The organism is uncultured Limosilactobacillus sp. (assembly GCF_934202235.1).
Classification (GTDB): domain Bacteria; phylum Bacillota; class Bacilli; order Lactobacillales; family Lactobacillaceae; genus Limosilactobacillus.
Genome location: NZ_CAKPXS010000026.1, coordinates 1 through 24400, shown reverse-complemented (window position 1 = coordinate 24400; position 24400 = coordinate 1). Strand labels below are relative to the sequence as shown.

Annotated in this window: 21 protein-coding genes and 2 tRNA genes; 17 read left to right on the top strand and 6 right to left on the bottom strand. The window is 49.1% G+C overall.

The window, feature by feature from the left end:
* Positions 1 to 81: 81 nt before the first annotated feature.
* The 6 genes from Q0E49_RS05110 (at position 82) to Q0E49_RS05085 (ending at position 7775) form a co-directional block, all read left to right on the top strand.
* Positions 82 to 154, top strand: a tRNA-Asn gene (locus Q0E49_RS05110).
* Positions 155 to 204: 50 nt separating this feature from the next.
* Positions 205 to 277: transfer RNA gene (locus tag Q0E49_RS05105), tRNA-Thr, on the top strand.
* Positions 278 to 783: 506 nt separating this feature from the next.
* On the top strand, positions 784 to 2280 hold the full coding sequence (gene yjeM / locus Q0E49_RS05100) for a glutamate/gamma-aminobutyrate family transporter YjeM (RefSeq protein ID WP_295746859.1): 1497 nt from the start codon (positions 784 to 786) through the stop codon (positions 2278 to 2280).
* A gap of 91 nt (positions 2281 to 2371) precedes the next feature.
* Positions 2372 to 3250 (top strand): PPK2 family polyphosphate kinase, encoded by an 879-nt coding sequence (locus Q0E49_RS05095; protein WP_295746858.1) that lies wholly within the window; start codon positions 2372 to 2374, stop codon positions 3248 to 3250.
* Positions 3251 to 3500: 250 nt separating this feature from the next.
* Positions 3501 to 6353, top strand: coding sequence for a YSIRK-type signal peptide-containing protein (locus Q0E49_RS05090; RefSeq protein WP_295746857.1), 2853 nt, complete (start codon positions 3501 to 3503; stop codon positions 6351 to 6353).
* 30 nt (positions 6354 to 6383) lie between these two features.
* Positions 6384 to 7775, top strand: coding sequence for an LPXTG cell wall anchor domain-containing protein (locus Q0E49_RS05085; protein WP_295746856.1), 1392 nt, complete (start codon positions 6384 to 6386; stop codon positions 7773 to 7775).
* 66 nt (positions 7776 to 7841) lie between these two features.
* Here the strand turns inward: Q0E49_RS05085 and nth are convergent, their stop codons facing one another.
* Positions 7842 to 8483, bottom strand: coding sequence for an endonuclease III (gene nth, locus Q0E49_RS05080; RefSeq protein WP_295746855.1), 642 nt, complete (start codon positions 8481 to 8483; stop codon positions 7842 to 7844).
* Positions 8484 to 8545: 62 nt separating this feature from the next.
* Between nth and Q0E49_RS05075 the strand changes: the two genes are divergently transcribed.
* The gene (locus tag Q0E49_RS05075) at positions 8546 to 8914 is read left to right on the top strand and encodes a hypothetical protein (RefSeq protein WP_295746854.1); all 369 of its coding nucleotides are present in this window, start codon (positions 8546 to 8548) and stop codon (positions 8912 to 8914) included.
* A 117-nt stretch (positions 8915 to 9031) separates the two neighbouring features.
* Here the strand turns inward: Q0E49_RS05075 and Q0E49_RS05070 are convergent, their stop codons facing one another.
* Positions 9032 to 9931, bottom strand: coding sequence for a M48 family metallopeptidase (locus Q0E49_RS05070; protein WP_295746853.1), 900 nt, complete (start codon positions 9929 to 9931; stop codon positions 9032 to 9034).
* A gap of 220 nt (positions 9932 to 10151) precedes the next feature.
* On the opposite strand from Q0E49_RS05070, the gene Q0E49_RS05065 reads away from it, so the two are divergent.
* Together Q0E49_RS05065 and Q0E49_RS05060 are read left to right on the top strand one after the other, a co-directional pair.
* The gene (locus Q0E49_RS05065; protein WP_295746860.1) at positions 10152 to 11528 is read left to right on the top strand and encodes an amino acid permease; all 1377 of its coding nucleotides are present in this window, start codon (positions 10152 to 10154) and stop codon (positions 11526 to 11528) included.
* A 55-nt stretch (positions 11529 to 11583) separates the two neighbouring features.
* Entirely contained in the window at positions 11584 to 12240 is a 657-nt protein-coding gene (locus Q0E49_RS05060) for an HD domain-containing protein (RefSeq protein ID WP_295746852.1), read from the top strand.
* 40 nt (positions 12241 to 12280) lie between these two features.
* Here Q0E49_RS05060 and Q0E49_RS05055 read toward each other — a convergent pair whose 3' ends face one another.
* Positions 12281 to 13624 carry a PFL family protein gene (locus tag Q0E49_RS05055; RefSeq protein ID WP_295746851.1) on the bottom strand — a complete coding sequence of 448 codons (1344 nt, stop codon included), beginning with the start codon at positions 13622 to 13624 and terminating at the stop codon, positions 12281 to 12283.
* 11 nt (positions 13625 to 13635) lie between these two features.
* Positions 13636 to 13902, bottom strand: a complete 267-nt coding sequence (locus Q0E49_RS05050; protein ID WP_295746850.1) for an ACT domain-containing protein — start codon at positions 13900 to 13902, stop codon at positions 13636 to 13638.
* A 90-nt stretch (positions 13903 to 13992) separates the two neighbouring features.
* Here Q0E49_RS05050 and Q0E49_RS05045 point away from each other — a divergent pair, with 90 nt between their 5' ends.
* The 4 genes from Q0E49_RS05045 to Q0E49_RS05030 all read left to right on the top strand — a co-directional run bounded on the left by Q0E49_RS05045 (position 13993) and on the right by Q0E49_RS05030 (position 17538).
* The gene (locus Q0E49_RS05045; RefSeq protein WP_295746849.1) at positions 13993 to 15174 is read left to right on the top strand and encodes an MFS transporter; all 1182 of its coding nucleotides are present in this window, start codon (positions 13993 to 13995) and stop codon (positions 15172 to 15174) included.
* Between the two features lie 95 nt (positions 15175 to 15269).
* Complete coding sequence (locus Q0E49_RS05040) at positions 15270 to 15935, top strand: deoxyribonuclease I (protein WP_295746848.1); 666 nt, start codon at positions 15270 to 15272, stop codon at positions 15933 to 15935.
* Positions 15932 to 16750: a Cof-type HAD-IIB family hydrolase gene (locus Q0E49_RS05035; protein WP_295746847.1), complete on the top strand. Its 819-nt coding sequence runs from the start codon at positions 15932 to 15934 to the stop codon at positions 16748 to 16750. Before Q0E49_RS05040 ends, Q0E49_RS05035 begins: the two co-directional genes overlap by 4 nt.
* Before the next feature lie 92 nt (positions 16751 to 16842).
* Positions 16843 to 17538: a DUF554 domain-containing protein gene (locus Q0E49_RS05030; protein WP_295746846.1), complete on the top strand. Its 696-nt coding sequence runs from the start codon at positions 16843 to 16845 to the stop codon at positions 17536 to 17538.
* 56 nt (positions 17539 to 17594) lie between these two features.
* Here the strand turns inward: Q0E49_RS05030 and Q0E49_RS05025 are convergent, their stop codons facing one another.
* Positions 17595 to 18485: a 3-hydroxyacyl-CoA dehydrogenase gene (locus Q0E49_RS05025; protein ID WP_295746845.1), complete on the bottom strand. Its 891-nt coding sequence runs from the start codon at positions 18483 to 18485 to the stop codon at positions 17595 to 17597.
* Positions 18486 to 18624: 139 nt separating this feature from the next.
* On the opposite strand from Q0E49_RS05025, the gene Q0E49_RS05020 reads away from it, so the two are divergent.
* Positions 18625 to 19647 carry an asparaginase gene (locus tag Q0E49_RS05020; RefSeq protein WP_295746844.1) on the top strand — a complete coding sequence of 341 codons (1023 nt, stop codon included), beginning with the start codon at positions 18625 to 18627 and terminating at the stop codon, positions 19645 to 19647.
* Between the two features lie 77 nt (positions 19648 to 19724).
* On the opposite strand, the gene Q0E49_RS05015 is transcribed toward Q0E49_RS05020, so the two are convergent.
* On the bottom strand, positions 19725 to 20279 hold the full coding sequence (locus tag Q0E49_RS05015) for a helix-turn-helix domain-containing protein (RefSeq protein ID WP_295746843.1): 555 nt from the start codon (positions 20277 to 20279) through the stop codon (positions 19725 to 19727).
* 192 nt (positions 20280 to 20471) lie between these two features.
* Here Q0E49_RS05015 and Q0E49_RS05010 point away from each other — a divergent pair, with 192 nt between their 5' ends.
* From Q0E49_RS05010 to Q0E49_RS05000, 3 genes are all read left to right on the top strand, one after another.
* Positions 20472 to 21260 carry a hypothetical protein gene (locus Q0E49_RS05010; RefSeq protein WP_295746842.1) on the top strand — a complete coding sequence of 263 codons (789 nt, stop codon included), beginning with the start codon at positions 20472 to 20474 and terminating at the stop codon, positions 21258 to 21260.
* A gap of 135 nt (positions 21261 to 21395) precedes the next feature.
* Positions 21396 to 21773, top strand: coding sequence for a cupredoxin domain-containing protein (locus tag Q0E49_RS05005; RefSeq protein ID WP_295746841.1), 378 nt, complete (start codon positions 21396 to 21398; stop codon positions 21771 to 21773).
* Positions 21773 to 23725, top strand: coding sequence for a copper-translocating P-type ATPase (locus Q0E49_RS05000; protein WP_295746840.1), 1953 nt, complete (start codon positions 21773 to 21775; stop codon positions 23723 to 23725). The genes Q0E49_RS05005 and Q0E49_RS05000 overlap by 1 nt, the downstream gene beginning before the upstream one ends.
* Positions 23726 to 24400 lie beyond the last annotated feature (675 nt).

Below are 24400 nucleotides of genomic sequence, written 5' to 3'. Positions count from 1 at the left end.
GAACACAGTAGTTAAGCTTCAGCGCGCCAAAAGTAGTTGGGGGATCGCTCCCTGCGAGGATAGGGCGTCGCCACGCGTTATTCCGGCATAGCTCAGTCGGTAGAGCACCTGACTGTTAATCAGGCTGTCGCCAGTTCGAGTCTGGCTGCCGGAGTTATTACGGAACAGATGTTGACGCCCGTCGACATCTGTTTCTGTGTTTATGCCGACATAGCTCAGTTGGTAGAGCAGCGCCTTCGTAAGGCGAAGGTCGGAGGTTCGAGTCCTCTTGTCGGCACTAATCAAATTCTAGTTTGTTAACAAACCTTAGTATATTAACCTTTTTGTTGTGATACTGAGGTTTGTTTTTTGTCCAGGTTGATGGGCCTGGTAAAAAGAAGTAGTTGCAGCTCCTCAGTCAATGCTATTTGTCCGCGTGAACAAGATAAAAGTGGTAGCAATTAGTGAGGTTCTGATAACTTTGAGTATGTGAATAAAGAATCATGGCCCTTTTCTCCCATTCAACAGGCATAGTTGCCTGTTCCATGGGAGTCTTTTTTACTTACAACGGTGTTTTGACGTGATTATGCAGCAAATATACACGATTATGGCTATGTTTATAATTCTAATAGTCCCATTAAATGTGTTTGAGAAAAAGAAAGAACTGTTTGAGCACCATTATGAAACGCTTCCTTATTATGGGCGATAAAAAATGAGAAAAATTCTTAAAAATCCCTGATTTTGCGAACAGAAGCGAGTATAATAGCACCTGATGTACTTATAAATATAAAGGAAGCGTACTTAATGGAAAATAAGCAAAATGAGAAGATTAAATTAGGTGCTTTTATCCTGATGATTTTCTCGTCTATCTTTGGGTTTAGTAACTCAATTACCGCCTTTTATCAGATGGGCTATGCCAGCATCATCTGGTACGTGGTAACGGCAATTCTTTTCTTCTTGCCATCAGCAATGATGTTTGCTGAATACGGGGCCACGTTCAAGGCGGCCAAAGGTGGGATCTTCTCCTGGTTACGGGGATCGATTGGTGAAAAGAACGCCTTCATCGGCACTTTTATCTGGTTAGCAGCGTGGGTCGTTTGGCTGGTGTCCTCCACCCAGTTCTTCTTTATTTCCGTGTCGACGGTCATCTATGGGGAAGACCGGACGCAGACCTGGCGTTTGTTCGGCCTGTCCGCTAACAAGACGCTTGGGATCATGGAAGTTATTTTTCTCGCTATTGTTACCTTAATGGCATCGCGAGGGATTAATAAGATCACTAAGGTTGCTTCAGTCGGTGGGATCTTCGTCTTTGGGATATCTGCGATGTTCATTCTGGCCAGCATTGTGGTACTGGTTGCTAATCATGGTCAATTGGCGACGCCACTGACTGGTTCGTCATTGATTCATTCGCCAAACAAGGCCTTTGTGTCACCGATAGCAATTGTTTCCTTCATCGTTTACGCCTTATTTGCCTACGGTGGGATGGAAACAATGGCGGGGGTTACTGACTCGCTGGATAAGCCCGCAAAAACATTCCCTCGCGGGATTATCATTTCAATGGTGATTATGACCACACTCTACATTATCTGTATCTTAATCAGTGGGATTGCTGCCAACTGGTACGGCGTTCTTGGTGGCAAGCATGTCAATGTTGGTAATTGTGAGTACGTTTTGATTAATAACCTGGGAATTCGGATGGGCCAAAGCTTTGGCATGAGCCATGGCGGTGCTCTTGCCATGGGACACCTCTTCTCCCGGTTCACGGCATTAAGTGACGTTCTTGGTGGCCTTGGTGCTGCCTTCGTTATGGTGTACTCGCCAATCAAGTCCTTTATCGAAGGTTGTGACCCTCGTCTGTTGCCAAAGAAGCTGACGAAGCTGAACGACGAAGAAATGCCAGCATTTGCAATGTGGGTTCAGATGATTATCGTTTCGCTGATCATCATCTTCATTTCCTTCGGTGGTAACGCGGCTAACCGTTTCTACACGATTTTGATGGACATGATGAACGTTTCGTCATCGGCACCATACCTCTTCCTGATTGGTGCTTTCCCGTTCTTCAAGCAAAAGAAGAATCTTGACCGGCCATTTATCTTTTACCGGACGCAAAAAAGTGCCACGATTACGACCATTGTGGTGTGGTTAGTTATCGCAATCGGGATTATCTTTACTTGTATCGAACCATGCCTGTCAGGCGACTACATGACTGCCTTTTGGACGGCATTCGGTCCGGTCTTCTTCGGAATCATTGCTTGGTGCTTCTACACTTATGAAGAACACCACCACGTCCTTGATGACTAACGTGGTATGATAATAAGTAACTCTAACGGGGTTTGGGACGATGTGTCTCAGACCCTCTTTTTGGATATCGTTTGGGGAAGGGTTGTTAACGATGAAAGTGAAACAGTACCGATATGACAATGGTGACTTTGACCTGGCAGAGCTACCGACAATGCCAGACCAAAAGGTGGGTGATGAAGGTGAGATCAAAAAACAACTGGTAAAGAATAGTAAGCAGTTAAAAGACCTGCAGAAAAAATTCGTTGCTAGCCGCAAACAAGGACTAGTGTTGATCCTGCAAGGGATGGATGCTGCCGGAAAAGACAGCTTGGTGGCACACGTTTTTGCGGGGGTTAATCCTGCTGGGTTTCAGGTTGCTAGTTTCAAACAACCTACCAGTGAAGAATTGGCGCATGATTTCCTATGGCGGATTAACCAGAAACTCCCGGCGCGGGGAATGATTGGCATTTTTAACCGGTCTTACTACGAGGATGTGTTGATTTCCCGGGTTCACCCGCAGATTTTACTGGATGAAAACTTGCCAGGGGTTCGCACTCTCGACGACGTTGATGACGAGTTTTTCAACCACCGTTACAGCGACATTAAACACTATGAGGAGTACCTCAACCACTGTGGGTACCAAGTGATTAAGTTCTTCCTTCACCTTTCGAAAAAAGAGCAAAAGTGCCGGTTTGAAGCACGAATCGAGCGGCCGGAAAAGAACTGGAAATTTTCCGCTGCTGACATTCATGAACGCCGGTACTGGGACTCTTACCAGGAAGCCTACCAGGTAGCGTTAAGTAAAACAGCGACCAAGAAGAACCCGTGGTACATCATTCCGGGTGATGATAAGGGCTTTGAGCGTTTGGTAGCGTCCAATATCTTGTTAGAACGGCTAAAACAAATGCACCTGGCCTTTCCTAAGATGAGTGCTGCCGCCTCGGCTGAGTTGACCAAGGCAATGGCTGAATTAAAACAAGAGAATAACTAAAGCAAAATGGGGTAGCCATCAACGGATGACCGCCCCATTGTTACTTGTTATACAATTTTTTCGATAGCCGACTACGTGCGTCGAATAATTCTGATTAGTAAAATAGTCAAGCTAGTCTAATTTATAATGACTAATAATCACAAAAAGTGATATATTAAAAAGGATAATTATGGAAGGAGTAATTGTTACCATGCGCTACTGTTCGTATTGGTAAGCCTTCTTATAATTTAACTAATGGGGAGACCTGAAGATGCTATCGAAAAATAATCATGCAAAGGACTATGGGGACTATCACCGTCACTATGCTTTACGGAAGCTAAGTATTGGCGTTGCTTCGGTCCTTCTTTCGACAACAATTTATCTTGGTACTAGTCAGTTAACTGCTGCAGCTGATACGGCATCACAACCAATTAACAATCAGGATGTACTGGCGTCAAAGACACCAGCGGCAGGAAAGGCATTTTCGCTGGCTGCCCAGCCGGCTCCTCAGCAAGCCGCTCAGGCTCAGCCTGCGGTAACTGATGCGGACGTCCCAGCAGTTCGCCACAACGTTGGTAATTTACTGACCAGGGATAACGTCAGTAATGTGAAGGTTAAGAGCCAACCAGGAAGCAAAGAGGTAAACCAACCGATTCATCCTGGGTCAACCCAGCTCAGTTTTGACTTTTCCTTGGGGAAAGACCAGGCGAAAAACCTCCAGGCGGGTGATTACTTTGATATCCAAATGGGGTTGCCATATACTGTGTCGGCCAGTGGGCAAAAAGAACGTTTGGGATACGGACAAGTCGTTGATAACAATACGCCGATTGCGGTTGCCTCTGAGGGCCACGTTGTGGGTTACATTGTGCCGGTTAATAGTGCCAATTCTTACCTTGCGTCAGCTGGCGACCAGGTGATTAACAAAAATAATACCAACGCGACAACCGATCTTGGCGGGACGAACGGCTATTACCGGCTCATTTTCATCGACGAGGCAGAGCGTTATGGGGCGATCAATGGGCTGCATGTTAAAATTGCCTTGCTCAATTGGTATAACCATTTGCAAACTGTTGATGCTGATCAGGCCCCGCTTGATTCGAAGAGCTTCCAACTCTATTCTTCTGACCGATCAATTAATGAGTTTCATCCGCAAGGGGACCTGCAGATTGGCCACTACACCACGACTAGTGGCGTCACTATTAAGGTCAAGCATAGTGGGCAAACACAACTGAATGAACATTTGCAGGCCACTACAGCGACTAAGACGGCTGCTCACTGGTGGTACCAGCGGCAAAATGGGACCTGGGTCTTGGGGTACAACTCATTAAGCGATCCGTCCCAAAGTGAGGGAGTTGTCCTCACCAAGGATGTTGGTAATGATTTCACCATGACGGTGACTAAACCAGCTGATAATTCTAAAGTGAGGTACTACTTTGCGGATGCCGACCGTGTTCAACATGATCTTCAACAAGAAATTGTCGGCCGGACAACCACTACTGCATTAGACTCGGTTAATGGTCAGCTTTTCCTCGGGTCCCAGGACCAAGTCACGAAACTGAAGGTGACAGTTACCAGGACGGGCAGCGGCAACACGGTTAGCTACCACGTCCACATTGATGGTGCTTACGATGGTTTTGCACAGGATTTGCAGGACGGTGCGGCAACCGCCATCCCGTCAGCGGTCACGTTGCTGAGCTGGCAACCAGTTAACCCGACGGACTTACTACCACCAGCTGGTGAAGGGATTACCGATTTCGCTTCTGATAAGGAAGACGCGATTCAAAGGAAATACCCGGCAGATAACCATGTCGGCGGGGTGATGGTGGATCCGGGCCTGATTAAGGCACTGCAAAACAACCCGTGGCAAGTTTCTTTGACGAAAAAGGGCGACAGTAAGAATTTGCTTCCCCACCTCGGTGCTAACAACGAAGCCGGTTACCAGTTTGTGAAGAATCCCCGCTTTATTATTGGGATGCCCAATAATTTTGGTTCGGTGGTCGGTCACTACACGATGCCTGAAACGAAGACGGTCAAGCAGGTAATCCATTACTGGTACGATCGCGTTGGCGGGCGGCAAGCTGCTCCTGACGTGGTCAGAACGGGACAATTTGTTTCGGTCAATGATGATCATGGTCCGGTGGATTGGCTGAACGTTAATCCGGAGGCAGGACACGGGAACGAAATGGCTTGGTATGATGTTGATTCACCAGCCATTGCTGGTTATCAACCGGATAAAGCCAAGGCCGGCTTCCAGGGCTACTTTACCTGGAATGACTGGCAGACTCATGATATGAAGATGGTCGGACACTATGATGCCCAACAAAACGCCCAGGTAGTTAACGTCGTCTATACAGCCGAAACGCAACGGGTGAACTACCAGGTCATTTTGGAAGATAGTAACGGTCAGTACGTCAAGACGGTGGTTTCCCCAACGCAGTTAGCAACGGGGCCGTCTGACTCAACCATCCCCAATAATATTAAGCAGAAGTGGCAGAATTATCTCGACCAGACATATAAAACGATTTCCTACCATGGTCAGACCTACCAGGTGGTCTTGGATAATCATGCCAATAACAAACTGAAGTTTTCAACCGTGTCGTTACCCCAGACGTTTGACCACAATTCATCAGTGGACCAGTTGGCAACCATTTACCTGGCGGCAGCTCCTGTTAAGCAACAGGCGGATGTTAAGTACCGGGTGGTATTGGAGAACGAACAGGGCCAGCAAGTGCACACCGTCGTGGCAAGTAAGGAATTCGGCAAAGGCGAAGTTAACACTAAGCTCTCCCAGGAAACTCTTAATACTTGGTATCAACTGGTGACTCAGTGGAAGAACAAAGCCTTCTCTTACCAGGGACGGGACTATCAGTTTGTTGCGGCCAATGACCCGCGGCACCTGTCTAAGACTGATGAAATTCCGGCTAATGCTACTTATGATCAGCATACTTACACCATTTACCTGGCACCAGTGACTGCTGATATTTACTACCGGGTGATTTTGGAAAATGATAAGGGCTGGAAGGTTGACGAGGTTGCCAGCGGAAAATTGGGCCAAGGTGACTTAAACGCTCCGCTTTCTCCAGCGACCCTTGAGAATTGGCATCAACTGGTGGACCACTGGTAGAATTATTCATCTCAGGGGATTAATTATCAGTTGGTTGCCCACAACGATTCACGAGGCATCAGCAGGACGGATGAAATCCCTGCTGATACCACTTATACTAACCAAACTTACACTATTTACCTGGCACCAGTGACTGCCGATATTTACTACCAAGTGAAGTTGGAAGATAAGTATGGCAAGATTACCGAAACGTTGGTTGTGCCGACCAGCCTGAGTAATGGTGAGGGTCATGAAGGTCAGGCACTAACTGACGTGGAAAAGGATAAGTGGCGACAGCTTCTTCAGCAATACGCCACCTACACGACGAAAGCCGATCAGAATGGTCAAACGGTCACTTACCGGTTAGTCGCTAGCGATGATCCGAATACCCACTTGCAGCGGACGGATAATTTACCAAAGACATTTGATAACCAAACTTATACCATCTACCTGGTTAAAGATCACGAGTCAATTCCGTGGACACCATTGACGCCGGCAAACGTAACGATGCATTACCGGGTTGTCATTGAAGACCAGGATGGTCAGGTTGTTGGTCAGCCATTAACGAGTGGTGACCTTGGAACTGGTCAAGAGGGTACGACCATTGGCAACGATGTCACGCAAAAGTGGGACGAGCTGCAAAAGACGTGGTCCACTTACACGACCACTCCGGATGCGCACGGGAAGACGATCACGTATAAGCTGGTGCCAGCAGGAGACCGGACCGCTCGGCTGAAGGCCACGGACAGCTTGTTGCCTGACTACCAGCTGGATCAGCTGTATACCATCTACTTGGTCAAGGATCACGAGTCGATTCCGTGGACGCCATTGACGTCGGCCAACGTAACGATGCATTACCGGGTTGTCATTGAAGACCAGGATGGTCAGCTTGTTGGTCAGCCATTAACCAGTGGTGACCTTGGAACTGGTCAAGAGGGTACGACCATTGGCAACGATGTCACGCAAAAGTGGGACGAGCTGCAAAAGACGTGGTCTACTTACACGACTGCTCCGGATGAGCATGGCAAGACCATCACGTATAAGCTGGTGCCAGCCGGCCACCGGACGGACCGGCTGAAGGCCACGGATAGCTTGTTGCCCGACTACGAGCTGGATCATCTGTATACCGTCTACTTGGTCAAGGATCACGAGTCGATTCCGTGGACGCCATTGACACCCGCTCAACCAACGCCACAACCAGAACCAAAGCCGCAACCACAACCGCTGCCGGTTCCGCAGTCGGCACCGAGCCAGCCAACTGACGGGCCAACCACAGCGACTAACGGCCATGTTATTCCACTAGCGTCAGCCCAGCAGCAAGCTAAGTCTGCCAGGCTGCCCCAGACTGGCAATGATCAACACGTTGGGTTGATCGGTCTCGGGATGATGGCATTACTGATAGGCTTAGGACTCGCGGGCCAACAACGCCGTCACGATGACTAGCTCCTAGCAATAATAAAAGCACTTGGTTACCGTTTTTTAACGGCAAGCAGGTGCTTTTACTGTTTGTTAGATGACGTTATCCTGGCCATACTGGCACATTGTTAGTAAGGGACACTTCGCGCATTGCGGGTTACGAGAAGTGCACTGGTAACGTCCCCAGAAAATCATGCTATGGTGAGCAGCTAGCCAGTGTTTCCGTGGAACAGCTGCCATCAGCCGTTTTTCGATCTGTAATGGTGTCGCTTTAGGCGGGACGATATTGAGCCGTCGTGCAACCCGACTGACGTGGGTGTCAACTGGAAAGGCGGGGATGTTAAAGCATTCTGCCATTACCACGTTGGCGACTTTTCGCCCCACGCCGGGGAGGGTCATCAGTTCCTTGCGGTCTCGTGGAACGTGGCCATGATAATCACTGACCAGTTTGCGAGCACAACCAACGAGGAACCTGGCCTTATTGTGAAATAGCCCCAGCGATTGGATGTATGGCTCAATGTCACCAGGTTCGGCCGCCGCTAGTGATTGCGGCGTCGGGTACGTCGCAAATAACGGTGGTGTGGTGAGGTTCACTGATTTATCAGTGGACTGGGCACTTAAAATCGTCGCGAGCAAAAAATGAAAAGGATTGTCTGCTTTGAGGGTTGTGCCGGCATTGGGAAAGCTGGTGCGCATGACTTGAATAGCAGTATTGATTTCCTCGTTGTTAAGCATTTACCACACTTCCTTTAATAACTGTTATCATTATACCGTGAAATCAATTTGAGAGGTCAACTATGGATGAAGTAAGAGCAAGTGCTCCGTGGCCCATCCCGGTGGGGACGAAGCGTATGAATGAAGAAAAGGACCATTACCGGCAAATAAAATACGTTTGGCATGACAGCGGCTGGCGCTATGAAGCGCGCTGGCATACCCCAATACCGGGTGCACGGATTGTTGACTATCCATCGTGGCGACTCGACCGGGTGAAGGCCGGGAAGGGTTTTGGTGAAGATCACGCACCCCGTCTCAGTGAAACACTAGTTGGTGACCACTGGGTACCAACTAGTGAGGTGCGTTATGCGGCTAAGCATGTCCAGAACGGTATTGCTTCAATTGGAGAGGTCAACTTAATTCGTCAGGCGCACTGGCGAGATGAAGATTAAAAAGGAACATGATAAACCAGGAAATGGAAACTATCATGGTTTAAGTTAGGACCGCTTCCAAGATGGACGTGGTTAATGATTTGAAAGGCACGACCCGGGACTAGGTGATGTCCTATTTTAAATGCTGGCTGAATTCTTAAGCCGCTTAATACGTTTCTCAAGAGTTGGGTGGTCTGCAAATAAATTAACAATAAAGTGTGAGGACAACGGCGTGTTAAAACTTAAAGCATTTACCATCATGTCACGACTCCGCTGGGGTGACGACATGTGTTGTAACTTAGTTAATGCTGAAATCAGTCCGCTTGGCTCGCGGGTTAATTCTACTGAGCCGGCATCAGCAAGATACTCACGCTGACGTGAGACCGCAAAGTAAAGCAGCTTAGCAATGGGAATGCCAATCAGCGTGATGACTCCACCAATCATGAGCAGGAAACCAGCAAGAAATTTAATGAGAAGCCCCAATAAGCCCTGATCATTATCACAAATCATTGCCCAGGAAAAGCTTACGATTCCCAAACCGGTCTTGATTATCAGGTTAACCAGCCCACTACTGATTGTCGTTACCCGGGTGTCATAGTTACGGATATGCGACAACTCATGACCAATGACCCCCTGCACCTCATTTTTATTCATCATTTTGAGCAAGCCGTCAGTAACCGCCAGACTAGCATGCTGCGGATCACGGCCGGTAGCAAAGGCGTTGGGCTCCCGGTTAGGAATAATATATATTTCTGGAATGGTCATGCCGCTAGCAAGGCACAGTTCCTCCACCAGCTCGAATAGTTGTGGATTATCATGCTGGCGTACCTGAACCGCATGGGTCACCGTCATTAGGTGGCGCATTGCGTAAAAATAGGTATAGGTCAGGTAGGTAATTCCAGCGACCAGAAAAATGACCGCAATAGTCATATCCAGCATCGATGCAAACAGGTAAGCAATGACTAAAATAACCAGGCTAAACAAGATCATGACAATCCAGGTATTGCGTTTATTATGAGCAATTTGTTCGTATAACATGGCTGCCCCTCCCCAAATCAGTGTCTTACAGTATAACGCACTTAGTGAGAAAGGAGTGGTTTATTTGATAAAATACGGTGTGGGTGGCGGACTCGCTGAGCTATAATGACGTTATCGGAACTACCTAGTAGGCGGTTCATTATTTTCATGCGGGAGATGAAGGTTATTGGAAAAAGCAAACGGGAAGATCAAGCATACGCTCCACTCACGCCACCTGACGATGATTGCACTTGGTGGCACAATTGGGACTGGGCTGTTTATCGCCAGTGGTTCGGCCATCACAACTGCCGGGCCCGGTGGTAGTTTGGTGGCCTACACGGTCATGGGAATTATGGTGTATTTCTTAATGACCTCGTTAGCAGAAATGGCGACTTATAATCCGCGTAGTGGCTCCTTTACCGAATATGCGACTCGTTACGTTGACCCGGCGCTGGGCTTTGCGATGGGGTGGAACTACTGGTTTGGCGGGGCGATTACGGTGGCCCTTGAATTATCGACCGTGGGGATCGTCATGAATTTTTGGTTTCCCCACGTCCCATCGTGGCTTTTTAGTTTAGCTGCTTTTGTGATCATTTTTATCATTAACTACTTGTCAGTACGAACTTATGGCGAGACTGAGTTTTGGCTGTCACTGTTAAAGGTGGCGGCAGTATTAATCTTTGTGGTAGTCGGTGGGCTAGTGATCATTGGCGTTTTAGGTCCGCACCAGGCAGTTGGTTTACGCAATTTCACTTACCGTCAAGCGCCCTTTGTTCACGGCATTCCGGGAATCATTAGCGCCTTTGTCGTTTCTGGCTTCTCTTTTCAGGGAACTGAAATGGTCGGGATCGCTGCTGGCGAGTCGAAAGACCCGTCACGCAGTGTTCCGCACGCTATTAAGGCAACGTTTTGGCGGATCCTGTTATTCTACATTCTGACGATCTTCGTCATTGCTTGCATCCTGCCCTATACCAATAAACACCTCTTGAGTTCAGACGTTCAAGATATTGTTACTAGCCCCTTTACCCTTATTTTTGAAGATGCAGGGTTACGCTACGCGGCGGGCCTAATGAACTTCGTCATTCTGATTGCCGTTTTATCCTCCGCCAACTCATGGCTGTACGCAATTTCGCGTATTATTTATTCACAATCAATGGATGGCTTTTTATGGTGCGGTTTTCGGCAGGTTAATCAACGGGGAGTACCCATTGCCAGTTTTTTGATGATGGCGGCTCTTTCGCTGGCACTATGGGGGTTACAGTTTATCGGTCCGGATGTTTACAATTACCTAATTGGCGCGTCCAGTCTCGGTGGTTTTATGGAATGGCTAGGAATTGCCATTGCCCACTATCGCTTTCGGCGAGGGTTTATCAAACAAGGGCATTCACTTGAGGAGTTAGATTATCACGCTGGCTTATTCCCCCTCGGGCCAATTTTTGCCTTTATTCTTTGTCTGGTCGTGATTTGCGGGCAGGATATTTCAGCCTTTCGGCACCTTGATTGGTCGAATTTACTGATTACTTACATGAGTGTCCCCACCTTCATCATCTTCTACCTCGCTTATAAATTCACTCACCATACTCATTTAGTGCCACTTGACCAGATGAAACTCAAGTAGAGGGTTAGGAAGTCGTTTTGGCATTAATAATGATAAACAGGAAAGGATCAAAATAATGAAACAAGAAGAGCAATTACAAGCCGTGAGACGGTTTGCCAAGGAAAAACTAGGCCAAGATCAGACTGGCCATGGCATGGACCACTTAGAACGCGTTGTCCGGATGGCACGGCGCTTAGCGACCAGTGAGGGCGTCGATCCCTTTTTGCCAATGGTGGGTGCTTACCTCCATGACACGATTGATGAAAAACTAGTGACGAGTGTTGGCCAAGCTAAAAAGGAGTTGGCGGACTTTTTATTGGGAATTAAGTTTGACCAACAGCAGGTTACTCAGTTGGTGGACGTGTTAGGAAATATTTCCTTTGCCCGGACACTAGAAGATAAACCACTAAAATTACCGCTACTAGGCAAAATCATCCGCGATGCGGACTGGTTAGATGCCATCGGTGCACTTGGTATTTCCCGGGCAATATATTATGGTGGTGCCCACCACGAAAAAATTTACGATCCGGCTGTTAAGCCGCGCCAAAATATGTCGCGAGAAGAATACCGCAACCTGGCCGATGAAACGATCATTAACCATTTCTCGGAAAAGTTATTGCACTTGGAGTCAATGATGTCCACGCCGAGTGCCAAGCGGATTGCTGCGCACCGCCAGCAGGTCATGTTAGACTTCCTGACTGAGTTTCACGCTGAGTGGGATGCCGAAAAATAGGCAAAAAGTAACCCCCGTTCAAGGAACGGGGGTTGCTTTTTTAGTTTTTAAAGGAGTGAATCGGGGCCGGAATCGTACCGCCACGATTGATCATTGCTGCAGCTGAGCCGTGACCGACATCCATCACGGGAGCGTGTCCCAGTAGTCCACCGAAGTTGACGTCATCACCAACTTGTTTGCCGGGAACGGGAATAACTCGCACAGCTGTGGTCTTGTTGTTGATCATCCCAATTGCCGCTTCGTCAGCGATCATTCCTGAGATGACGGCGGCTGGTGTATCACCAGGAACGGCAATCATATCAAGGCCGACAGAGCAGACAGCGGTCATGGCCTCCAGCTTGTCAAAGCTCAACTGGTTGCTTTCAACTGCCCGAATCATCCCAGCATCTTCAGAAACGGGGATGAAGGCGCCGGAGAGGCCCCCAACGTGGCTACAAGCCATGATGCCGCCCTTTTTAACGGCGTCATTGAGCATGGCGAGGGCGGCAGTGGTGCCATGAGTACCCACAGTAGATAAGCCAATTTCTTCGAGAACTTCAGCCACGGAGTCACCAGCAGCGGCCGTGGGAGCAAGTGAGAGGTCGACGATCCCAAAGCGAGTCTTTAACCGGTCAGCGGCAGCGGCGCCAACCAACTGGCCGAGACGGGTAATCTTAAAGGCTGTCTTTTTGATTGTTTCGGCAACAACGTCCATGGATTGGCCGGCAACTCGTTGCAGAGCGGCCTTCACCACACCGGGACCAGAAACACCGCAATTAATTACTGTGTCTGGTTCACCAACACCGAGAAAGCCACCTGCCATGAAGGGGTTGTCATCAACGGCGTTGCAGAAGATCACTAGTTTCGCATTGGTCATGTAGTCAAGTTGGCTGGCATCGACCACCACCTGTCCCATTTCTTTGATGGCATCCATGTTTAAACCAGCCTTGGTGGAACCAATGTTAACCGATGAGCAGACTAAATCAGTTTCCGCCAACGCTGCCGGCAACGATTGAATTAGTACCCGGTCACCATTGCTATAGCCCTTTTGCACCAGGGCAGAAAAGCCACCGATGAAGTCGACACCAATCGTGTGCGCCGCTTTATCTAGTATCTGGGCGTACTTGACATAGTCGTGGTCCCCGGAAGCGGCCGCAATCATTGCGATCGGTGTCACTTCCACCCGCTTGTTAGCGATTTTGATTCCGTACTCTGCTTCTAACTCCTGACCAACCTTAACCAGGTTTTGCGCCTTAGTAGTGATTTTTTCATAGATCTTTTGGCAGGCCCGGTCACTATCGCTGTCAATACAGTCAAAGAGCGAAATGCCCATCGTAATTGTGCGGAGGTCCAACCGTTCAGAGTTGATCATCCGCAGTGTTTCCTTAATCTGCTCTTTTTCCATCTGCTTCCTCCTTACAGTTGCTGCATTGCGCGGTACAACTCTTCGTTACGTAAGTCGATGGTGACGGATAACTGTTGGCCCAGCTGCTTTAAGTCCGCAAGTAGTTGTTGAAAATTGGTCTGGTCGTTGACCTTGACCAACATCATCATCGTAAAATTATCTCCCATGATCGTCTGCGAAATATCCAAAATATTGATATCATTAGAGGCAAGGTACTTGCTAACTCCGGCGACGATCCCGGGACGGTCTTTTCCAATGGTCGTTAAAATGGCTTTCATGAGGTCCTCCTTTAAGCGGTTGACAAAGAGTTGCCTTATTTTAACATGGGCCTGGGTGGAGCAAAAGAGTTGGTAACGGGAGGAATTATTTTGGAAAAGAATAGACATCGTTATCAATGCCAAGTATTAACCTTTGTTGCGGTAGCTTTTTTACTTGGTTGTAACGAGTTTCTGGTGGTGGGAGTTACCTCCAACATTGCCCGGACTTACCAGGCATCGCTGTCAGCGGTGGGCACGTTAGTCACTGTTTTTGCGATGACTTATGTGTTGGCAACGCCACTGATCACTACTTTGACCAGCCAGTGGCCCCGTTTTCGCGTCTTAATGGCTGCCATGGTCGTTTTCCTGGTTGGGAATACGTTGACCGCCATTGCACCGTCACTACTGTGGCTCTTTATCAGTCGGATTATTACTGCGCTGGTTGCTGGGGTCATTATTTCATTGATCTTGGTGTATGGCAGCATTGTAGCGCCACCTGCTAAGCGGCCAATGTTGGTGGCTATTACTTATTCGGGATATAATATCGCAACGATTGTTGGTGTGCCACTAGGGACGATGATTACCAACTTATCGACGTGGCAGGTCAGTTTCTTGATTATTAGCGTTCTGACCGTGTTAGTTAGTGTCGCGTTGTTCATCGTCTTGCCACACCAAAGTGCGCAAAGCCGGAGCTCGCTTGATCACCAACTAACGCTCTTGACCGATTGGCGGGTAATTGACGGCGTGGTGATTGTGATTGCGACTTACGCGGCACAGTACAGTTTCTATACTTTTATTCGCCCGCTGTTGGTTGATACACTGGGCTTTTCCCGTAGCGAATTCAATTGGATCCTAAGCTTTATTGGCATTATGTTTATTATTGGTAATTTTTGCGCCGGCTGGGTTGCTGGTCGTTACCAAACAAGTAAAATGCCACTGATTGAGACAGCAACACTGATTCTCTTATTGCTGATGACACCGAGTTTTCATCAGCCGTGGTTGGGGGTTACTGTAATTTCCTTAGTCTGCCTCTTATTGGGAATGCCAAGTTCAATTTTGCAGGTAATGTTTTTAAACGTGGCGGCCGCTGATTACCCTGCTGCATTGAACCTTGCTTCCTCACTAGATCCGCTGTGCACGAACGTGGGGGTCATGCTCGGTTCGCTAACAGTTTCGTTTGCTGTTCAAGTTATGCCTTTGCGGATGGTGGGACTTGTCGGCGCTGTTTTTGCTTGTCTGGGAACAATCGCTGCGGTCCTCCTGCGCCAAGTTTCAGCCCGCCGTGGACACTGACAGCACAGTCGGCGAGCGGACAGCTTTAGCTGGAAATCATCGGTTCCAACCGGTACACTATTCTTGGTTATCTGAATAAAGAAAGGAGGTATTTTGTGCACCTTACGTTAACGACGCTTTACCAAAAGATGTTGCGGGAAATGGGGCCGTCCGGTTGGTGGCCTGGCGATTCCCGTGAAGAAATTATTGTCGGCGCCATTTTGATTCAAAATACCAACTGGCGGAATGCTGATCAGGCCATGACGCTATTTCGTCAGGTTACCGCCTTTGACCCGGACCGCTTATTGGCGCTCCCCACGGACCAACTACAAGCACTGGTTCGTCCAGCCGGTTTTTACCGCAATAAGAGTCGTTCACTAGTGAGTGTTTTTTCTTGGCTGAAAGAATGGCGTTATGATTATGCGGCCATTCATCAGCATTATGGTTTACAGTTGCGTCAGCGCCTCTTGGCCCTCCGTGGTGTCGGTCAAGAAACGGCTGATGTGTTCCTGACTTATATTTTTGACGTGCCCACTTTTATTGCTGATAAGTACGCCCGGACGTTGTTTACCCAGTTAGGAGTGGCCAACCTGACTGATTACCAGAGCCTGGCCCGTCGTTGCCAACTACCGACAGGATTTACGACTGCAATGACGAAGGACTTCCACGGACAGATTGATGAATTTGGGAAGGTTTATTTTCACCCGCTGACAAAGTTTCAAGATAGTTTTTTAGCTGGCGACCGGTTAATCCTGCCGCCAACGAAAGGAGTAATTTCATGACACTGCCATTTAACGCTGTTGCCTTTGACATGGACGGTACCTTTTTGCGTGACGATAAGCATTTTGACCAGCAACGGTTTGCCCGCTTACTGGACGAACTGACTGCTCAGGGGGTCCGGATCATCGTTGCTAGCGGTGACCAGTACGAAAACCTGGCAAAGTACTTCACTCCCGCGATGATTGACCAGTTGACCTTTGTTTGTGAAAACGGGGCCTACGTGAGCCAGCGTGAGCGGCCACTACTAGTCAAGACGCTTGATTCACAAATGGTTGCCGAGTTGGTACCGTTTATGATCAATGAGCTAGTAATTACCCCGCTGATGGCGGGGGTCAAGGCTGGCTACCTCTCTCGTGACCTCCCACCAGAAATGATGAAATGGATGAAGTTTTACTTCCCGAAGCACGTGCTGGTGGACAACTTCAACCAGCTGCCAGACGACAAGTTTTTCCAGATTTCCTTTACGATTGACGATGAGGAGGAAGTCAAACGGTTATTAGTACAAATTGAAAGTCGTTTTCCGGGGAAAGTTAAAGCAACCCCCAGTGGGAATGGTTCAGTTGACCTGACGATCCCCGGTGTTGATAAGGCCTTCGCTCTTCGCTACTTGTTGAAAAAGTGGGGACTATCGGCTAACGACCTGATGGCCTTTGGTGACGGCGGCAATGACGTTACCATGTTGCAACTGGCTGGTATTAGCTGGGCAATGCCTAACGGTGGGAGCGTGGCACGGTCCGTGGCTGAGCGGCAGGTACCAGTAGACAACAACCATGATGGGGTATTAGTGGTCTTAGACGACTACCTCCAGAAAAACTAAAAGCGTGTTATTATATTAATAATGGTTAGTGTAACCAAAGAATTTACGGGGCAGGCCGGTAAGTGGTCGTCCCGTTTTTTGGGGTGGATCAAATGAGTGGCATACTGGCGAACTTTTTCGGGGTGGTCATCGGGACCAGTGTTGGTTGTTTTATTAATGGCGGCATCAAAAAGCAATACGAGCAGGCGCTCTTTACCGTGATGGGATTAGCGGCCCTGGGAATCGGCATTCAGAGCTTCGTCAGCAATATGCCCAAGAGTCACTACCAAGTGATGTTTATTGTCAGCCTGTCCATTGGGGTGGTCCTTGGTACCTGGTGGGATCTCGAAGGGAGAATCAACCGCCTTACCAAGCGAATTAGTGGTGGTCAAGAGGGCTTAAGTGAGGGCTTGACGACGGCCATCCTGTTATATTGTGTGGGGGCCCTGTCCATTGTCGGCCCGGTAATGTCGGCAGCAGAGGGCAATAATACCATGTTGTATACTAACGCGATGATGGCTTTGATCACCGCGATCGTCCTCGGGGCCAGCTTTGGCTGGGGGATGATGTGGTCGGCTCCCGTGGTTTTACTGTGGCAAGGGACGATTTACGTCGTGGCCAAATATTTATCAGCCTCTTTCTTTAGTGGTGACCTGGTCACTGAAGTAGCAATTGTCGGTGGTTTTTTAATTGCTGCGACTGGCTTGTCAATGCTCAAGATTCGCCACTTTCAAACGCTCAACTTTTTGCCGGCACTGCTAGTGCCAGTTATCTTCTTTATGGTCAAGGACCTCTTAGGGATGTTATGAGATAGTAAAACAGCGGGTGCCTTCAAGACACCCGCTGTTTGGTTGGTTAACGTGAGTTATTTTTTCAGAAAGTCCGGATCCTGGAATTCTGGGTTCGGGTAGTGGTAGAAGCCCTGGCCAGCTTCAACCCCGGTATGGCCGGCATCAATCATTTCCTTCAGCTTGTCGGCAATCTTCTTGGCTAATGGGTCCTTGGTTTGCGTGTACTGGTTATTGACAATCTCATAAGCAGTCCGCAGTCCCACAACGTCGAGGATCATGAACGGCCCCATCGGTGAACCGTTGGAGATCATCCAGTCCTTATCAATGGTGTGCGGGTCAGAAATCCCGTTTGCCCACAACGTTTGTGCGGCATTGAGCAGCGGAATGAGGAGAGCGTTCATGACGTAGCCGTGGTTTTCCTTCTTCAGGACAACTGGAACCATGTCAATCGCGCGGGTAAAGTTGATCACCGCTTCCTTTGCGGCCGGGTCTGTTTCAGTCGTCCCGACGATTTCAGCCACGTTGTGTGCCCAGATGTGGTTGGCAAAGTGCATGTGGAGAAAGCGGGTCGGGAAGTTAGTAAACTTGACTAACTCACTCGGAACAAAAGTGGAAGAATTGCTGGCAACAATGGTGTTGGCCGGTAAAACCTTCCCGAGGTCGCCGTAGAAAGCTTTTTTGATTGCCAGTGATTCCGAGACTGATTCAATTACCAGGTCGGCATCAGCAACGGTCTTCGCTAGGTCGTTACTGATATCGACGATGTGGTCCATCGCTTGCTGGTACTCTTTTTCACTGGCCTGCATATCCTTCATGAACGGCGCCTTGATCGCCGCCAGTCGCCGTTCGGCCCGGTCAACGTGACGGTTCCAAATTTTAACCTGAAAACCGAAACGGGCAGCCTGAAAAGCAATTTGACTGCCGAGGACACCGGCGCCAGCGACAACAACGTTTTTAATTTCCATTAGTGATGCCTCCCTGTAAAGTGAGTCTGCTTAACAACGCTTTCATTATACTATGGGGAGCGGTTAAGAAGCTAATGATTCGGGCCTAATGCGTTGCCCTGGTCGTGTGGTAAAATAAAAATAACGTGTCAAGGGAGTGATGAAAGTGACAGCAAAGAAGCTTTTATTGTTAACAACTGGCGGCACTATTGCCTCCGAAACGTCGAGTACCGGTCTCAAGCCGCAGGAAAAAGGGACCTCGTTGCTGAAACAGCTGGGACCGGTGCCGTACCAGATTGATGTGGAAGATATCTTAGAACTGGATTCTTCCAATATCCAGCCAGAGGAGTGGCAGCTGATGGCCAAGAAGGTCTTTTGCTACCGGAATAAATATGACGGAATCGTCATTTCTCACGGTACTGACACGATGGCATACACTTCTTCCATGCTGTCATTTATGCTGCAAAATATTAACGTGCCGGTCGTGCTGACGGGGAGCCAGGTGCCGATCAACGAAGTCCTGACCGACGCCATTGATAACCTGCGGCTAGCGTTTGCGGCTGCCGCTAACTGCCCACCAGCAATCTACCTCGCTTTCAACCGCAAGATTATGCTCGGCTCCCGGGCGGTCAAGGTGCGGACGACCAACTTTGATGCCTTTGAAAGTGTCAAGGTGCCACCGATTGCCAACGTGACTTCCGACGGAATTGTCTATACCGGGTGGAAACCGGTCCCGCCAACGGAGCCGTGCCGCCTGCAGGATAAGCTGGAAACCCACGTGGCCCTGGTTAAGCTCTTCCCCGGTTTTGATCCGCAACTGTTGTACGCGATGGTGGATAATGGTTGTCGTGGAATCGTCATTGAAGCTTACGGCCTTGGCGGAATGAACTTTATCCGCCGTAACCTGGTGGCCGTCATTGGCGACTTGATTCACCGCGGGATTCCAGTCATTGCCACGAGTCAGTGTCTTTATGAGCGGAGTGACCTGACCCGCTATGAGGTTGGCCGGCTGGCCCTCCTGGAGGGGGCCATTTCTTCTCACGACATGACTGCGGAGAGTGCGATTACCAAATTGATGTGGGGGCTTGGTCAGGGTTTGGATGTCGATGGCATTACCAAGTTGTTTAACAAGAATTTGGTGGGTGAAGTGACCCTGGCACCAGGTGACGCCGTTAAGTTATAAGAGTAAATGAAGTGCATTATTTGAACACCAACCAAGCAAGAAAGGCTTTCGTGATGACCACGAAAGCCTTTTTTAACTCATTTTAGCAGTTGCCGTGCTTTAGCGATCACTCCTTTTTTCCACTGATAAACGGTTTGCCGGCTGACACCATAGTATTCTGCGATTTCACTGTCGCTAAGGTGGCGGACGACTACTGAGAGGAGATAATTGCGCTGCTTGCGAGTGCAGTGGCCAGCTAAGCGCGCAAAGAGGTCGTTTTTCGCTGTGATGGCTAGGGGTGAATTGCTTGCGGGGTTGAGAAACAGGAGTTCCTTTTGTGTCGGACTAAGGACCGGGCTGTCCAGGGAGCATTCACAGTTGCTCGCCTGCCAAGCGGTCCGTTGACGTTGGTCCAGCAATCGCCAGCGAATTTTCTGGTAGGTAAAGTGCATCAGGTCACTTTCGTGGCTATCAATCTCGCGGGGGAAGTCACAGTAAGCCTGGGCAAAGAGGAGGCAGGCTTCCTGAAAGCAGTCCTGGTAATCGTCATCAGAAGGCCTGAGGTAGACGCTTTTGAGCACTCCGTGGATTAGTCGGGTGCGCTGGTGGGCGAGGAGAAAGCTCATCCCCTCCGCCATTGTTCGTTGATTCATGTTCTCACCTAATCATTGTAATTTCCCTGGCCAAGGTTAAACACAGTGTAGGTGACTTCTGTAATTAAGGAAATGGAGTAAGAAAGTACTTTTTCTGGGTAAAACTTGTTGACAAGCAGCCAGTAGTTCTGTAATCTCAGTAATTGGCGCGAGAGAAAGCGCTTTTGCTGTTTAATGGTCCTTTTTGCCTGCTTGACAAATTATTTTAACCGGGGTGCTTACATGGCTGGTCAATGCCCATCAATTAACATCACGACTTTTCCTGTTCAACAAGTGGATTACATTGTCGCTGCTTACCACGTTACCTGGGACTCGGTGGTCTTATTAACTGGCCGCAACTATCACGGGCAGCCCGCCACCCTGGTGGTCGATCGGACTGGGAAGACATTGCTGATTCGCCGCCAGCTGGCCATGGTGTTACGGCAGTTTTTTACCGAAAACTGCATTAGTGAAGCGGACAACCGGGTGTGTTACCGGATGTTGGGGATGCCCCGGGCAACTAGGTCGGCGGTTGCTGGCAAGTATCAGTTAGTACCAACCTGTGGAACAGCCAACGAAGAAGTAGTGTGGGTGATGACTCACCACTTGGTCCACGCTGAAATTGCTGACCGGAAGACCAACAACCTATGCTTGCAATTTACCAGCGTCCACAACCACGCACCCTTACTGGTGACGGTTCAGTGGTGTGCAAAGTCTTTTTTGACCAATATGAAGGCGGCAGACCGGGTCGCACACCTCCAGCTAGAATTAGCTGACTTTCACCGTTATTGCCACGGCTTGGCGGGATCAAAGGTTGAATTCTCTGATTACCAGCGTCGTCGACGGTTGCAAGACCAGCTGGTACAATACCACCAGTTATTGTGCATTCACCAGCACGAGTTGGTAATGAAACGGGCATTTGAACAAAAGACATTAACATCAGCAGAAAGGGCGGCGATTAGTCAGTTGGGCTTTAAGCCTTTCACTCCTTATACCGGCTAAAGAAAGTCATCATGACTCGTTGGTTGACAACGAGTTTTTTTGTTGCATTTATATTGACATCTGTAAACGAAAGAGTAGAATGATACTTGAGTAATGATTACAAACGTAAACGAATTTAGCAAAGGAGTTTTGATGATGGGAACAACACAAATCATTGCAGTCTTAGTCGCAGCCGTTTTGGCGGGATTTATCGGGTGGTGGTTCTTGGGCAAACACGAGGAAGCAACGGGCATGGCTACTCGCAACAATAACGAGCAATCAGCCACCGTTGTTGTAAAGGGTGGCTATTCGCCAAGTACGATCGTCCTCAAAAAGGGCGTACCAGCCAAGTTGAACTTTGATATGCAGGATAGCACCGCCTGCTTATCACACGTCGTCTTTGATAAATTAGGGGTTAACGAAGACCTCACGAAACGCGATGTGACGACGGTCGAGATCCCGACGGACAAGACCGGCACGATTGATTTTGCTTGCGGGATGAACATGTTTCACGGAAAGGTGGTTGTTAAGTGATGAAACTGTCTGAAACCAAGCGGTTCTGGATCTCGTTTATCCTGGCGTTGCCACTACTGGTTCAGATGTTGGCAATGCCCTTTCACTGGATGATGCCTGGTTATAACTGGATTGCCTTTGTCGTTACTACGCTGATTATGCTGGTAGCAGCGCTGCCGTACTGGGCGAGCGCCTGGGCCGCCGCCAAGCACCATGACGCCAACATGAACACCTTGGTGGCCGTAGGAACAACGGTGGCCTACTTCTACAGTGTCTTCGCCTTATTCACCGGGCGGAGCGTGTACTTTGAAAGTGCTGCTTTCATTGCCGTTTTTGTGACTCTCGGCGACGCAATGGAAGAACGGGTCCACAAAAATGCCGAAGGGACCATTAGCAAGCTCCTCCAACTGCAGGCCAAGTCGGCGGTTGTGAAGCGAGATGGCCAGTGGGTTACCGTCTCCCTCAAGGAGGTTCAGGTTGGTGATCAGGTTCAGGTTAAGCCGGGGGAGAAGATCCCGGTTGACGGGCAGATTATTAGTGGTCATTCGGCGGTGGACGAGTCAATGGTTACCGGGGAAAGTATGCCAGTAGAAAAGACAGCTGGTGACACTGTGGTTGGCTCGACGATTAATCAGACCGGGACCTTCGTTTTTCGGGCAACCAAGGTTGGTAGCCAGACAATGATGGCCCAGATTGTTGAAATGGTCAAAAAGGCGCAAACTAGCCACGCCCCCATTCAAGACTTTACCAACGTTGTGGCTCACTACTTTGTCCCAGTAGTAATGATTATTGCCCTGGCCACTTTTGTTATTTGGTTCGCGTTATTGGGAGCTACTTTCATCCAGGCGCTCCTCTTTGCCGTCAGCGTGATCGTGATTGCCTGCCCATGTGCCCTCGGCTTAGCGACGCCAACGGCTTTAATGGTCGGTACTGGGCGATCAGCCAAGATGGGGGTCCTCATTAAGGATGGTCAAACCCTGCAGGCAGTTAGCGCGTTGACGACGGTCGTTTTTGATAAGACCGGTACGATCACCACTGGTCACCCGCAAGTCACGGATGTTGCAGGGAAGGACCAGCAACGGATTTTAACCGTCGCAGCTAGTTTGGAAAACTTGTCGGAGCACCCGTTAGCTAAGGCCGTTACCGACCGGGCTAACCAGGATGATTTACACCTGGCAGCGGTTGATGACTTTGCAGTGACTGAAGGCCAAGGGGTTAGCGGGGTTATCGATGGCCACCAGGTAGCTGTCGGTAGTGAACGACTGCTTGGCGACTGGCAGTTGGACGATACGCTCGCTAAGCAGGCGACTGCGCTGCGTCAGGCGGCCAAGACGGTCGTTTACGTTGGTGAAAACCAGCGGATTATTGGCCTGGTGGCTATCCAGGACGTTCCCCGGGAGGAATCGGCGGCAACGATGAAGGCCCTTCATCAGCGGGGCCTCACCACCGTCATGATTACCGGCGATAATGAAGAAGTAGCTCACCAGATTGCCGATCAAGTGGGAATCGACCGGGTCATTGCTGGTGTTTTACCTAACCAGAAGGCGGAACAAGTTAAGCTCCTCCAGCAGCGGGGCGAGAAGGTTGCCTTTGTTGGGGACGGGATTAATGATGCACCGGCCCTTTCAACGGCTGAAGTGGGAATTGCCATGGGTGGCGGCACCGACATCGCCATTGAAGCCGGTGGAATTATCCTGGTGAAAAATGATCTGCGCGGGGTTGTTAATGCACTCTCACTTGCTGCGACAACTTTCCGGCGGATCAAGCTCAACTTATTCTGGGCCCTGATCTACAATTTGATTGGAATTCCGATTGCTGCCGGCCTCTTTGTTGGGTTCGGTCTTCAGCTGACACCAGAAATTGCCGCTTTAGCGATGGCCTTCTCCTCGGTTTCCGTTGTTACTTCGTCACTGCTACTCAACTGGGCACATATTGACCAGGCTGAATCAAATCACCCTGCAACGGCAGCCTAGATCGTGGTATAGTCATAATAACTAAGCGAAAAAAGAGGTTATGATGATGAAAAAGTACCAAGTTGAACTGACTGAAGAAGAAGTCCAAATGATCAAGGACTGTCACTCCAAGAACCCTTCACTGATGAAGGCAATGGCAAACGCCAAGGAAGTTAAGTAATCTCAACAAAAAAGCAGCGGCCAACGAGTCGCTGCTTTTATTATGCGTGCGCCCGGCATGGGTATTAGCTAGGCGGTGAAAGTCTGCTATGGGCCGTAGTAGTCGGAACCATGAGCCGAGGGCAAGGGTGTCCACTGTGAGGTGGAATCTGAAGGAAGCCTAAGGCAAAGTACTGCACCGATGAACAAGAAGTAGCTATAAGGCTGAAAGTAACTGGATAAGACTGCGTAACAAGTTGAAGTCCAATACTGCTCGAAGTTGCTTTCAGTAAAGCTAACGGTGACATGGTACGAAAGTTAATATTCTTACCCGGGGAAATCTAACCTACACGTTTCCGACAAGAGGAATGGATGAAATTCTACAGAAACAAGCGATGCAGTGATGTAGCGTTGAGTAGGTCAGAAGTCAGCCGAGGTCATAGTAGTCTGATTAATCAGATGAAGGACCGAACGACAATAACTTGTAACTTATATCGGAGGTGTAATCAGGTGCGACAATCGCAGAAAACAGAACCA